Below are 13,054 nucleotides of genomic sequence, written 5' to 3'. Positions count from 1 at the left end.
CAGTTGGCGGTTCCTTTTTATCTAGCCTCACTCGTTTTAGTTCGCTTGGCTTCCTGTATTCAGATGGGAGCCAGGTGGAGCAGTTTTGATTTTTACAGTATTGATTTATACACCCCCCCAATACCACGACAGCCTGTAGGATAAGAACACCATGGCAACCAATGCAAAACCCGTCTATCAACGAATCCTGCTGAAGCTCAGTGGCGAAGCTTTACAGGGAACTGAAGGTTTTGGTATCGATGCGAGCATTCTGGATCGCATGGCTCAGGAAGTGAAAGAACTGGTTGAGTTAGGCATTCAAGTCGGTGTGGTTATCGGCGGTGGTAACCTGTTTCGTGGCGCGGGTCTGGCTAAAGCGGGTATGAACCGCGTTGTGGGCGACCACATGGGAATGCTGGCGACCGTCATGAATGGTCTGGCAATGCGTGATGCGTTGCACCGTGCCTATGTGAACGCTCGCCTGATGTCTGCGATTCCCCTGAATGGCGTCTGTGACAACTATAGTTGGGCAGAGGCGATCAGCCTGCTGCGTAATAATCGCGTGGTGATTTTCTCCGCCGGAACAGGCAATCCTTTCTTTACCACTGATTCCGCAGCTTGCCTGCGCGGCATTGAGATTGAAGCGGATGTTGTATTGAAAGCGACCAAGGTCGATGGCGTCTATTCTGCCGATCCGGTACAAGATCCTTCAGCGACGATGTATGAAACGCTAACCTATCAAGACGTGTTAGAACGTGAACTGAAAGTGATGGATCTTGCTGCGTTCACGCTGGCACGCGATCATAATTTGCCAATCCGTGTTTTCAACATGAACAAGCCCGGCGCACTGCGTCGTGTTGTCATGGGTGAAAAAGAAGGGACGTTGATCAGCCAGTAACGTCAATTATGGGGTAATATATTGTCAGTATTGCGCCATACGCCAGCCGAGCGCTGGCATTAATTATTCACCGGGTCATGTACTGACATGGCCTGCCAGGCAACCAGTTTTCAAGGGTTCACAACGTGACTAATGAAATCAGAAAAGATGCTGAAACGCGCATGGACAAATGTGTTGAAGCGTTTAAAAACCAGATCAACAGAATCCGTACTGGACGTGCATCGCCTAGTATTCTTGATGGCATTCAGGTTGAATACTATGGCAGCGCAACGCCATTGCGCCAACTCGCTAACGTCGTGGTAGAAGACTCCCGTACGCTGGCGATTTCAGTATTCGATCGTACGCTTGGTCCCGCGGTTGAGAAAGCGATCATGGCTTCTGACCTCGGTCTGAATCCATCTTCTGCTGGTACTGTCATCCGCGTTCCGTTGCCACCGCTGACGGAAGAGCGTCGTAAAGATCTGATCAAAGTGGTTCGTGGCGAAGCAGAGCAGGGGCGTATCTCTGTACGCAACGTGCGCCGTGATGCTAACGACAAGTTTAAAGCACTGTTGAAAGACAAAGCGATCAGTGAAGATGAAGAACGTCGTGCTCAGGACGATGTGCAGAAATTGACTGACATCTTCATTAAGAAAGTAGACGTCGCACTGGCAGAAAAAGAAGCGGAGCTGATGGAGTTTTAATCAGCCTGTTAGATATTGCGTCGCAGGAAGCTGGGGCTTTCCCTTTTTCCGGCGGCGCTTTATTTTTTATACTCGTCATACCTCAAGTTGCATGTGCGTTGGCTACGATACTCGGCCAACTTGCGTGGGCCCTACCCCGTTAGAGCCCACGCAAGCAGCGTTCAAATCTGCCAAAGGCAGATTTGTCAGTCACCCGAATCACTTACCTGAGTAAGCTCATCGGGATGCCTTCCCGCCTGCCTGAAACTCGAATTATTGAGAGTATTACAGTAGTTATGCAATGAATGGGTGAAGGCTAGTCCCTCTGGGCAGTAAACAATTTTTTGCTATGTATATGCCTGCAATGGTCGTGACTGTGATCAATCGCAGAGATATATCATGGTAATCGTCTCAGACTCGTGTACCTTCCTGTCATCAAATCCGGTTATTCAGAGCATTTTTAATGAAGCAACTGACAATTCTTGGTTCCACTGGCTCTATTGGCGTCAGTTCTCTGGCTGTAATTAAAGCCAACCCCGATAAATTTGCCGTACGTGCGCTATCCGCTGGTTATAACGTCAAACTGATGCTGGAACAGTGCCTCACTTTCCAACCTATCTATGCATCAATGGCTGATGAAGCCTCTGCCACTGCTCTGCGTCAGCAATTGGCGGAATACGGCTGCAAAACAGAGGTTCTGGCAGGAGAACAGGCGGCGTGCGAGCTTGCTGCACTTGACGGTGTCGATCAGGTCATGGCTGCGATTGTGGGTGCTGCCGGGCTGTTACCGACGCTGTCGGCAATACATGCCGGAAAACAGGTGTTGTTGGCGAATAAAGAATCACTGGTCACCTGTGGGCGTCTCTTTATGGATGCTGTCGCGCAAAGCGGTGCGCAACTTTTACCGATTGATAGTGAACATAATGCGATTTTTCAGAGTTTACCTGAGCAAATTCAGCGTCAATTAGGCTACGCTTCATTGTCGCAACATGGGGTCGAACGTATTGTTTTGACCGGTTCTGGTGGGCCGTTTCGTGAAACTCCCGTGTCGGCATTGACAGACATGACACCGGATCAGGCGTGCGCGCACCCAAACTGGTCAATGGGGCGCAAGATTTCGGTTGATTCTGCCACGATGATGAACAAGGGGCTGGAGTATATCGAAGCGCGTTGGTTGTTTAATGCTTCTGCCGAACAAATGGAAGTGATTATTCATCCGCAGTCGGTCATTCATTCTATGGTGCGTTACCGTGATGGCAGCGTTCTGGCGCAGTTGGGCTCGCCCGATATGCGTACGCCGATTGCGCATGCAATGGCTTATCCTGAGCGTGTGGCATCGGGCGCAAAAGCGTTAGATTTTTGCCAGATTGGCGCGCTGACATTTTTGGCGCCAGACTATGCGCGCTATCCTTGTTTACAGTTGGCGATTGATGCTTGTAATAATGGACAGTCTGCCACCACAGCATTGAACGCCGCGAATGAAATTGCGGTGGCGGCATTTTTGCAGTCGCAGATACGCTTTACGGATATTGCGGCGGTAAATCAGCATGTTATTGAACAGCTTGCATTGCCAGAACCCGCCAGTGTTGATGATGTTCTGTTTATCGACAACTGGGCTAGACAGGTCGCAACACAGACTCTGACACATTACGCGCGGTAGCCGGATAGACCCATGGCACAATTTGTTCATGTGCGGTGGAGGTGGTATAGTCTGCGCCACTCAATGGTTGATTATGCGAAATTTGTTTAATCGACCGTGAAGCTAAGCCGTGATCGTTCACGGCTTTTTTTGCGCTACGGGGTCTGATGTTACGGAAGGACTGTTGTATTTCTTGCTTGAGGAAATAAGTACGCGTTATGCCGTCCGATAATCAAAAGAATACTAACGATCTGCCACTCGCCGGGCCACGGCATGTTGCCATTATTATGGATGGCAATGGTCGCTGGGCAAAAAGCCGGGGGAAGATGCGGATTTTTGGCCATCAGGCTGGTGTAAAGGCTGTGCGACGTTCAGTCAGTTTCGCAGTGAGCCAAGGGCTGGATGCACTGACACTTTACGCATTTAGCAGTGAAAACTGGAATCGTCCGGCGCAGGAAGTTTCCGCACTCATGGAGCTGTTTGTTCGGGCGCTGGATAGCGAAGTGAAAAGCCTGCACAAACACAATGTTCGCTTGCGGGTGATTGGCGATATCGGCCGTTTCAGCCCGCGTTTACAAGAGCGAATTCGTCGTTCAGAATTGCTGACAGAAAAGAATCAGGGGCTAACACTGAATATTGCCGCGAATTATGGCGGCCGTTGGGATATTATTCAGGGAGTACGGCAACTTGCAGAGCAGGTGCAAGAAGGTATTCTGCGGCCTGATAGCATTAATGAAGCGTCATTATGTCAGTACATCTGTCTGAATGAGCTGGCTCCGGTTGATTTGGTGATCAGAACCGGTGGAGAACACCGCATCAGTAATTTTCTTCTGTGGCAAATTGCTTATGCTGAACTTTACTTCACTGATGTCCTCTGGCCTGATTTCGATGAACAAGTCTTTGAAGGTGCGCTGAATGCTTTTGCACAACGCGAGCGCCGCTTCGGGGGAACAACACCTATCGATGCTGATGCATCCTAGGGGGAACTTTTGCTGAAGTATCGCCTGATTACTGCTTTTATTTTGATCCCGATTGTTATTGCAGCACTTTTCTTGCTGCCTCCTCTGGGATTCACGCTTGTGACGCTGGCTGTTTGTATGCTGGCAGCATGGGAATGGGGTCAACTGGCGGGTTTTGCCTCTTATGGTCAACGCCTGTGGCTCGCGATCCTTTGTGGCTTCTTGCTGGCGCTGATGCTGTTATCGCTCCCGGCCTACCATTATTCCGTTCATATTCCGCAAATCAGTATCGCGCTCTGGTCATCACTAGTGTGGTGGGGTGTTGCTCTGCTGTTGGTTCTGTTCTACCCAGCTTCCGCCTCTTTCTGGCGTCATTCACGCGCACTGCGACTCGTGTTTGGCATCATGACGATCGTGCCGTTTTTTTGGGGCATGGTTGCGCTTCGTCATTACGATTACGCGATTAATCCATTCGCTGGTGCCTGGTGGCTGTTGTACGTCATGCTGCTGGTCTGGGGTGCGGACAGCGGTGCCTATATGTTCGGCAAGTTGTTTGGTAAGCGTAAACTTGCGCCAAAAGTCTCGCCTGGCAAAACCTGGGAAGGCTTTCTCGGCGGCCTGGCAACTTCAGCGCTAATCTCCGTGCTGTTTAGCCTCTATGCCCCATTAACGATAGCGCCAGCGACGTTGTTGATATGTTCTATCGCCGCTGCGCTGGCCTCGGTATTGGGTGATTTGACGGAAAGCATGTTCAAACGCGAGGCTGGCATTAAAGACAGTAGCCATTTGATTCCGGGGCATGGTGGCGTGCTCGATCGTATCGATAGCCTGACGGCTGCGGTTCCTGTGTTCTCTTGCCTGATGCTGCTGTTGTTTAAAGTGGCTTAGAATAAAGCGGTAGAGCTATTTATGCTGAGTTTTCTCTGGAATCTTGCCGCGTTTATCATCGCACTGGGTGTGTTGGTCACCGTCCATGAGTTTGGACATTTTTGGGTGGCTCGTCGCTGTGGTGTGAAGGTGGAACGCTTCTCTGTCGGCTTTGGCCGCGCACTATGGCGTCGCCGCGACCGTACCGGTACGGAATTCGTGATTGCGCTGATCCCGCTTGGCGGCTACGTGAAGATGCTGGATGAGCGTGTCGACACGGTAGCGCCAGAGTTTCGCCACCAATCATTTAATAGTAAAACTGTCTGGCAACGGGCGGCTATTGTCAGCGCCGGTCCGATCGCTAATTTCCTGTTTGCCATTGTGGCGTACTGGCTGGTGTTTATTCTCGGTGTGCCGGGCGTGCGGCCGGTAGTGGGTGAAATACTGCCCAATTCCATCGCGGCGCAGGCGGAAATGTCAGCAGGAATGGAACTAAAGTCTGTTGATGGTATCGAAACGCCTGATTGGGATACCGCGCGTCTGGCGTTGATCGGTAAAATCGGCGATAGCGATGTCGTGATCGGAACTGCACCTTTAGGCTCCGATCGTGTTATCCAGAAAACGCTGGATTTGCGTGAGTGGCAGTTTGAGCCTGATAAGCAAGATCCTGCCGCATCGCTCGGGATTATCCCGCGCGGTCCGCAAATCGAGCCTGTATTGCATCAAGTGCAGGCCGGTTCGGCGGCGGAAAAAGCAGGTTTGCAAGTCGGGGATAGGATCGTTAAAGTCGACGGGCAGGCGCTAGCGCAATGGCGTGATTTTGTTATCGCCGTGCGTGATAACCCCGGACAATCTATTGCTCTGGAGGTGGATCGACACGGTGCCGCGGTACCGTTGACGTTAACGCCAGACAGCAAATCTGTGGGAAGTGGCAGAGTTGAAGGTCTGGCTGGTGTTATGCCAAGCGTGACGCCGCTGCCTGAAGAATACAGGACTGTGCGCCAGTATGGGCCGTTCAGTGCTGCCTATCAGGCAACAGATAAAACCTGGCAACTGATGAAATTGACCGTCAGTATGTTAGGGAAACTGGTTATGGGTGATGTTAAGCTAAATAACCTGAGTGGTCCTATTTCGATTGCTCAGGGGGCTGGAATGTCAGCAGATTATGGATTGATTTATTACCTGATGTTTTTGGCCTTAATCAGTGTCAATTTGGGGATCATCAATCTGTTCCCTCTGCCGGTATTGGATGGTGGACACCTGCTCTTTCTTGCGGTTGAAAAGCTGAAGGGCAGGCCGGTTTCTGAGCGTGTGCAGGACGTTAGCTATCGCATTGGTACAGTGTTGCTGATGTTGTTAATGGGACTCGCACTTTTCAATGATTTCTCTCGTCTCTAGGCGCGGGATTAGGTTAGGAAAAACGCATAACAACGATGGCGATCAAAAAGTTGCTCATAGCGTCGCTGCTGTTTAGCAGCGCAACCGTATACGGTGCAGACGGGTTCGTAGTGAAGGATATTCATTTCGAGGGCCTGCAAAGGGTTGCCGTCGGGGCGGCACTACTCAGTATGCCAGTCCGCGTTGGTGATACCATCGGTGACGATGATATCGGTAATACCATCCGTGCCTTGTTTGCGACCGGAAATTTTGAAGATGTTCGCGTCCTGCGCGATGGCGAAACGCTGATTGTGCAGGTGAAAGAACGTCCGACAATCGCCAGCGTCACGTTTTCCGGCAATAAGTCAGTTAAAGACGACATGCTGAAAGAAAACCTGGAAGCCTCGGGCGTGCGCGTCGGTGAAGCGCTAGACCGCACTGCGCTCACCAGCATTGAAAAAGGACTGGAAGATTTCTACTACAGCGTTGGTAAGTACAGTGCGTCGGTTAAAGCCGTTGTCACGCCACTGCCGCGTAACCGCGTAGACCTGAAACTGGTCTTCACGGAAGGTGTTTCTGCCAAGATTCAGCAGATTAATATTGTTGGTAACAAAGCATTCAGTTCTGACGAATTGATCTCCCGCTTCCAACTGCGTGACGAAGTGCCGTGGTGGAATGTGGTCGGTGACCGTAAATACCAGAAACAAAAACTGTCTGGCGATCTGGAAACCCTACGGAGTTTCTATCTGGATCGCGGCTATGCACGTTTCAACATCGATTCCACGCAGGTGAGTCTGACGCCAGATAAGAAAGGCATCTATATCACCATCAATATGACGGAAGGCGAGCAGTACAAGCTGTCCGGCGTTGCGGTGAAAGGCAATCTGGCGGGTCACTCTGCGGAAATTGAAGGGTTGACAAAGATCGAACCGGGTGAACTCTACAACGGGACGAAAGTGACCCGGATGGAAGAGGACATCAAGAAGCTGCTGGGTCGTTATGGCTATGCTTATCCGCGCGTGGTCACACAGCCGGAAATTAATGACGCAGATAAGACGGTGAGATTAAACATCAACGTTGATGCGGGTAACCGCTTCTATGTGCGTCATATCCGTTTTGACGGTAATGACACCTCGAAAGATTCTGTTCTGCGTCGTGAAATGCGCCAGATGGAAGGTGCCTGGTTAGGCAACGATCTGGTTGAACAGGGCAAAGAGCGTCTAAACCGACTGGGATACTTTGAAAGCGTTGATGTAGAAACGCAGCGCGTTCCCGGTGTGGCCGATCAGGTTGATGTAACGTATAAAGTCAAAGAGCGTAATACGGGTACATTCAACTTTGGTGTCGGTTTCGGTACGGAAAGTGGTGTGAGCTTCCAGGCGGGGGTTCAGCAGGATAACTGGCTGGGTACGGGTAACTCCGTTGGTATCAGCGGGACTAAAAACGACTACCAGACGTATGTCGAGCTGTCACTGACCGACCCGTACTTTACCGTAGATGGTGTTAGCCTCGGTGGACGCATTTTCTATAATAAATTTGAAGCGTCTGATGCCGATCTATCCGACTACACCAACGTGAGTTATGGCGTTGGCAGCACCTTGGGTTTCCCGATTAACGAGAATAACTCACTGCGTGTCGGTCTGGATTATGTGCATAACGATCTGTCGGACATGAGACCGCAGGTGGCGATGTGGCGTTATCTGAATTCCGTTGGGGTTAATCCTGAGGTTGTTGTTGGTAATAGTAATAAGTCAAGTGCGGACTTTAAAGCGAACGATTTCTTCCTGAATACTGGGTGGTCATACAACAATCTGGATCGCGGTTACTTCCCGACAAAAGGAACACGAGCATCCGCAAACGCCAAGATCGCGGTGCCGGGTTCGGACAATGAATACTACAAACTGACGTTTGATTCGACAAGCTACTATCCGTTGACCGAGAGTGGAAAATGGGTGGTGATGGGCCGTACGCGCGCAGGCTTTGCTGATGGTATCGGGAGTAAAGAAGTGCCGTTCTACGATAACTTCTATGCCGGTGGTTCCAGCACGGTGCGCGGCTTCCAGTCGAACACGATTGGGCCTAAAGCGGCGTATTATAACTGTGCTAATTCGACTCAGCCTTATTCTTCGTGCAAAATTGATTCAACCAATCTGGACGATGCCGTTGGCGGTAACGCGATGGCGGTGTTGAGTGCGGAGCTGATCGTGCCGACGCCGTTTATCAGTGACAAATACGCGAGTTCCGTACGTACTTCCTTCTTTGTTGATGGTGGTACAGTATGGGATACCAACTGGAAAAATACACAGGAAACTATTGACGCAGGTGTACCGGATTACAGCAAAGCGAGTAACTTCCGTGTTTCCAGCGGTATCGCATTGCAGTGGATGTCTCCGCTTGGGCCATTGGTCTTCTCCTATGCCCAGCCGGTTAAAAAGTACGATGGAGACAAGTCGGAACAATTCCAGTTTAACATTGGCAAAACCTGGTAGTGTGACGTCGTAGGTCGTATGCAGGGAATGTCGCATCGCTGCTCATTGACATCAATGCTGGAAATACAGCTGATGTCATGACGCTATGCCCATCATTAAAGTGTAAAGACACAAATTTAGGTTAGGTTGAGGAGTTTATAGTGAAAAAGTGGTTATGTGCCGCAGGCCTCGGTTTAGCATTGGCTGCTTCAGCCAGCGTTCAGGCTGCTGACAAGATTGCCGTTGTTAACGTTTCCAGCATCTTCCAACAGTTGCCACAGCGGGAAACCGTTGGCAAACAGCTGGAAAACGAGTTCAAAGGCCGCGCTTCTGAACTGCAATCAATGGAAAACGACTTACAGACCAAGATGCAGAAGTTGCAGCGTGATGGCTCTACCATGAAAGCGAGCGATCGCAGCAAAATGGAAAAAGACGTCATGGCGCAGCGCGAGCAGTTCTCTACGAAAGCACAGGCTTTTGAACAGGACAACCGTCGTCGTCAGACTGAAGAACGCAACAAAATCCTGAGCCGTATTCAGGATGCAGTGAAAGCCGTTGCAACCAAAGAAGGTTATGATGTTGTGATTGACGCTAACGCTGTTGCGTATGTCGCCAATGCCAAAGACATTACTGCCGATGTGCTGAAACAGGTTAAATAATACATGTATTCAATTCGACTGGACGCGTTAGCTCAACAGTTGGATGCACAATTACACGGTGATGGCGATATCGTCATCACCGGTGTTGCTTCTATGCATTCGGCAAAAACTGGGCAAATTACGTTTCTTTCCGACAGTCGTTACCGTGAGCAACTGGCCGGGACGCAAGCGTCTGCGGTCGTGCTGACGGAAGCGGATTTACCTTACTGTCAGGTTGCTGCGCTGGTAGTGAAAAATCCCTACCTTACCTATGCTCGCATGGCACAGCTGTTGGATACGACGCCGCAACCGGCCACTGATATTGCTCCGAGTGCTGTGATTGCTCCCGATGCAACTCTGGGTCAGCAGGTGTCCGTTGGCGCCAATGCCGTCATCGAATCTGGTGCGCAGTTGGGGGATGGCGTTGTCATCGGCCCAGGCTGTTTTATTGGTAAACATGCGCGTATTGGTTCAGGTACCCGTTTGTGGGCAAATGTAACGATTTATCACCGCGTTGAGATTGGTGAGCATTGCCTGATCCAGTCTGGAACGGTGATCGGTTCTGATGGCTTTGGTTATGCCAACGATCGCGGCAACTGGGTGAAGATCCCGCAGTTGGGGACGGTCAGAATTGGCGATCGGGTTGAGATTGGCGCGAGCACGACCATCGATCGTGGTGCGTTGGATGATACGGTCATTGGCAATGGTGTTATCATTGATAACCAATGTCAGATTGCGCACAACGTCGTGATTGGCGACAATACCGCGGTAGCGGGTGGCGTCATTATGGCGGGGAGCTTGAAAATTGGTCGTTATTGCATGATCGGTGGTGCCAGCGTGATTAACGGGCACATGGAGATCTGCGATAAAGTGACGGTAACGGGAATGGGTATGGTCATGCGACCAATCACTGAACCTGGGGTATACTCTTCGGGCATTCCTTTGCAACCCAATAAAGTGTGGCGCAAAACTGCAGCGCTGGTGATGAATATTGATGAGATAAGCAAACGGTTAAAAGCCGTTGAACGAAAAGTCGATAACGTTTAATCACTCGCGTTTTATTTGCGGCCTGCCTGAAGACACCTAATTTAGGGTCTGCGCAGGCCGTGTTGTTGATGGCATCAGTTTTTATGGACAGGAAGAGTATTTTGACTACTGACACTCATACTCTGCATATTGAAGAGATTTTAGAATTATTACCGCACCGTTTCCCGTTTTTACTGGTTGATCGGGTACTGGATTTTGAAGAAGGGAAATTTCTGCGGGCGGTGAAAAACGTCTCTTTCAACGAACCCTTCTTTCAGGGGCATTTCCCAGGGAAACCGATTTTTCCTGGCGTTCTGATTCTGGAAGCAATGGCTCAGGCTACGGGTATTCTGGCGTTCAAAAGCGTCGGTAAACTGGAGCCGGGTGAGCTGTATTATTTCGCCGCTGTGGACGAAGCGCGCTTTAAGCGCCCCGTGCAGCCAGGCGATCAAATGATCCTTGAAGTTGAATTCATTAAAGAGCGTCGTGGCGTTGCGCGCTTTAAAGGTGTTGCCAAAGTTGATGGCGAAGTGGCCTGTGAAGCGTCAATGATGTGTGCTCGCCGTCGGGAGTCCTGATAACGTGATTGATCAAACCGCCTTTATTCACCCTAGTTCGATTGTTGAAGACGGTGCCATTATTGGTGCTGGCGTTCATATTGGCCCTTTCTGCTATATCGGTTCTCAGGTTGAGATCGGTGCAGGTACGGTGCTGAAATCGCATGTCGTCGTCAATGGCGTCACTAAGATTGGTCGCGACAACGAAATCTATCAGTTCACGTCAATTGGTGAAGTGAATCAGGATCTCAAATATGCTGGGGAACCGACCCGCGTTGAGATTGGCGATCGTAACCGTATCCGTGAAAGCGTCACGATTCATCGTGGCACGTCGCAGGGCGGTGGGTTGACTAAAGTCGGTAGCGATAACCTGTTGATGATCAACACGCATATCGCACACGACTGTGTCGTGGGCAATCGCTGTATTCTGGCGAATAACGCTACGCTGGGTGGCCACGTATCCGTCGATGATTTTGCGATTATCGGTGGGATGACGGCTGTGCACCAGTTCTGCATTATCGGTGCCCACGTCATGGTTGGTGGATGCTCTGGTGTCGCGCAAGACGTGCCGCCGTATGTTATCGCTCAGGGTAACCATGCCACGCCATTTGGCCTGAACATTGAAGGCCTGAAGCGTCGTGGATTCGAAAAAGAAACGCTGCATGCGATCCGCAACGCATACAAGCTGCTCTACCGTAGCGGTAAAACGCTGGATGAGGTGAAACCGGAAATTGAAGCTCTGGCGGCTGAACATCCGGCTGTGCAGGCATTCACCGATTTCTTTGCCCGTTCCACTCGCGGCATCATTCGTTAATCCATGTCATCACGTCCTTTGACTATTGGGCTGGTCGCCGGGGAAACTTCCGGCGACATCCTAGGCGCAGGTCTTATCCGGGCGCTAAAAGAAAAGGTGCCCGATGCGCGGTTTGTCGGCGTCGCCGGGCCGCGTATGCAGGCTGAAGGCTGTGAAGCCTGGTACGAGATGGAAGAGCTGGCCGTTATGGGCATTGTTGAGGTGCTCGAACGGCTCCCTCGTCTGCTTAAAATTCGGCGGGATTTAACCCAGCGCTTTAGTGAGCTCCAGCCCGATGTTTTCGTGGGCATTGATGCACCTGATTTTAATATCACGCTGGAGGGCAACCTCAAAAAGCGCGGTATCAATACTATTCACTACGTCAGCCCGTCCGTGTGGGCATGGCGTCAAAAACGCGTTTTCAAAATAGGTAAAGCAACCAATCTGGTGCTGGCCTTCTTGCCTTTTGAAAAAGCGTTTTACGATCGTTTCAATGTGCCTTGTCGCTTTATTGGTCATACGATGGCTGATGCGATGCCGCTGCATCCCGATAAACTGGCCGCCCGTGCGACGTTGGGTATTGCGCCCGATGCGCATTGTCTGGCGCTGTTGCCGGGCAGTCGCGGTGCAGAAGTTGAAATGCTTAGCGCGGATTTTCTCAATACGGCAGTGTTACTACGTCAGCATTTTCCCGATCTGGAAATCGTTGTTCCGCTAGTGAACAGTAAGCGACGTGAACAGTTCGAACGGATCAAAAGCAGTGTGGCACCCGATCTGCGTGTGCATCTGCTGGATGGGCAGGCGCGTGAAGCCATGATTGCCAGTGATGCGGCGCTATTGGCATCCGGTACGGCAGCGTTAGAGTGCATGCTGGCGAAATGCCCGATGGTTGTGGGTTATCGTATGAAGCCTTTTACCTTCTGGCTCGCACAGCGCTTGGTTAAAACGCAGTGGGTGTCTCTGCCAAATTTGCTGGCTGGGCGCGAGCTGGTAACCGAATTGCTACAGACCGACTGTACGCCGGATAAGTTAGCTGCTGCGTTACTGCCGCTATTTAGTGATACCCAAAAAACGGCTGAGCTGCGCACAACATTTGTGGATTTGCATCAGCAGATTCGCTGTAACGCTGATGAGCAGGCGGCTCAGGCGGTACTGGAATTAGTAAAGTCGTGTTAATAAATGCATGTTAAT

At 50.8% G+C, this 13,054-nt stretch carries 12 protein-coding genes; all 12 read left to right on the top strand.

All coding sequences use genetic code 11. The features are described 5' to 3' along the window. Positions 1-151: 151 nt before the first annotated feature. The 12 genes from pyrH to lpxB all read left to right on the top strand — a co-directional run bounded on the left by pyrH (position 152) and on the right by lpxB (position 13,039). Positions 152-877, top strand: coding sequence for a UMP kinase (gene pyrH, locus CLR69_RS11055; RefSeq protein WP_005975910.1), 726 nt, complete (start codon positions 152-154; stop codon positions 875-877). Positions 878-1,002: 125 nt separating this feature from the next. After that, positions 1,003-1,560, top strand: a complete 558-nt coding sequence (gene frr / locus CLR69_RS11050; protein ID WP_129703167.1) for a ribosome recycling factor — start codon at positions 1,003-1,005, stop codon at positions 1,558-1,560. A gap of 442 nt (positions 1,561-2,002) precedes the next feature. Then, positions 2,003-3,199 carry a 1-deoxy-D-xylulose-5-phosphate reductoisomerase gene (ispC, locus tag CLR69_RS11045; RefSeq protein ID WP_129712670.1) on the top strand — a complete coding sequence of 399 codons (1,197 nt, stop codon included), beginning with the start codon at positions 2,003-2,005 and terminating at the stop codon, positions 3,197-3,199. Positions 3,200-3,396: 197 nt separating this feature from the next. Further along, a complete protein-coding gene (ispU, locus tag CLR69_RS11040) occupies positions 3,397-4,158 on the top strand; it encodes a (2E,6E)-farnesyl-diphosphate-specific ditrans,polycis-undecaprenyl-diphosphate synthase (RefSeq protein WP_129712669.1) in 762 nt (253 codons plus the stop codon). Positions 4,159-4,167: 9 nt separating this feature from the next. Next, on the top strand, positions 4,168-5,025 hold the full coding sequence (gene cdsA / locus CLR69_RS11035; protein ID WP_129703173.1) for a phosphatidate cytidylyltransferase: 858 nt from the start codon (positions 4,168-4,170) through the stop codon (positions 5,023-5,025). A 21-nt stretch (positions 5,026-5,046) separates the two neighbouring features. After that, entirely contained in the window at positions 5,047-6,402 is a 1,356-nt protein-coding gene (rseP, locus tag CLR69_RS11030) for a sigma E protease regulator RseP (protein ID WP_129703175.1), read from the top strand. A gap of 35 nt (positions 6,403-6,437) precedes the next feature. Next, positions 6,438-8,870 (top strand): outer membrane protein assembly factor BamA, encoded by a 2,433-nt coding sequence (bamA, locus tag CLR69_RS11025; RefSeq protein ID WP_129712668.1) that lies wholly within the window; start codon positions 6,438-6,440, stop codon positions 8,868-8,870. Between the two features lie 140 nt (positions 8,871-9,010). Continuing rightward, entirely contained in the window at positions 9,011-9,508 is a 498-nt protein-coding gene (gene skp / locus CLR69_RS11020; RefSeq protein WP_010296419.1) for a molecular chaperone Skp, read from the top strand. A gap of 3 nt (positions 9,509-9,511) precedes the next feature. Continuing rightward, entirely contained in the window at positions 9,512-10,534 is a 1,023-nt protein-coding gene (lpxD, locus tag CLR69_RS11015) for a UDP-3-O-(3-hydroxymyristoyl)glucosamine N-acyltransferase (RefSeq protein WP_129712667.1), read from the top strand. Positions 10,535-10,635: 101 nt separating this feature from the next. Continuing rightward, the gene (gene fabZ, locus CLR69_RS11010) at positions 10,636-11,091 is read left to right on the top strand and encodes a 3-hydroxyacyl-ACP dehydratase FabZ (RefSeq protein ID WP_010284842.1); all 456 of its coding nucleotides are present in this window, start codon (positions 10,636-10,638) and stop codon (positions 11,089-11,091) included. 4 nt (positions 11,092-11,095) lie between these two features. Next, positions 11,096-11,884 (top strand): acyl-ACP--UDP-N-acetylglucosamine O-acyltransferase, encoded by a 789-nt coding sequence (gene lpxA / locus CLR69_RS11005; RefSeq protein WP_129703180.1) that lies wholly within the window; start codon positions 11,096-11,098, stop codon positions 11,882-11,884. A gap of 3 nt (positions 11,885-11,887) precedes the next feature. Next, complete coding sequence (lpxB, locus tag CLR69_RS11000) at positions 11,888-13,039, top strand: lipid-A-disaccharide synthase (protein WP_129703182.1); 1,152 nt, start codon at positions 11,888-11,890, stop codon at positions 13,037-13,039. The last annotated feature ends 15 nt before the right edge of the window (positions 13,040-13,054 follow it).

Source organism: Pectobacterium zantedeschiae, assembly GCF_004137795.1.
Taxonomy (GTDB): domain Bacteria; phylum Pseudomonadota; class Gammaproteobacteria; order Enterobacterales; family Enterobacteriaceae; genus Pectobacterium; species Pectobacterium zantedeschiae.
This window is presented reverse-complemented; position numbering and strand designations above follow the sequence as displayed.

Bases quoted from the DNA above. Each gene is read 5' to 3' on its own strand.
- pyrH (WP_005975910.1), top strand. From the start codon at position 152: ATGGCAACCAATGCAAAACCCGTCTATCAACGAATCCTGCTGAAGCTC.
- ispC (WP_129712670.1), top strand. From the start codon at position 2,003: ATGAAGCAACTGACAATTCTTGGTTCCACTGGCTCTATTGGCGTCAGT.
- ispU (WP_129712669.1), top strand. From the start codon at position 3,397: ATGCCGTCCGATAATCAAAAGAATACTAACGATCTGCCACTCGCCGGG.
- rseP (WP_129703175.1), top strand. From the start codon at position 5,047: ATGCTGAGTTTTCTCTGGAATCTTGCCGCGTTTATCATCGCACTGGGT.
- bamA (WP_129712668.1), top strand. From the start codon at position 6,438: ATGGCGATCAAAAAGTTGCTCATAGCGTCGCTGCTGTTTAGCAGCGCA.
- lpxD (WP_129712667.1), top strand. From the start codon at position 9,512: ATGTATTCAATTCGACTGGACGCGTTAGCTCAACAGTTGGATGCACAA.
- lpxB (WP_129703182.1), top strand. From the start codon at position 11,888: ATGTCATCACGTCCTTTGACTATTGGGCTGGTCGCCGGGGAAACTTCC.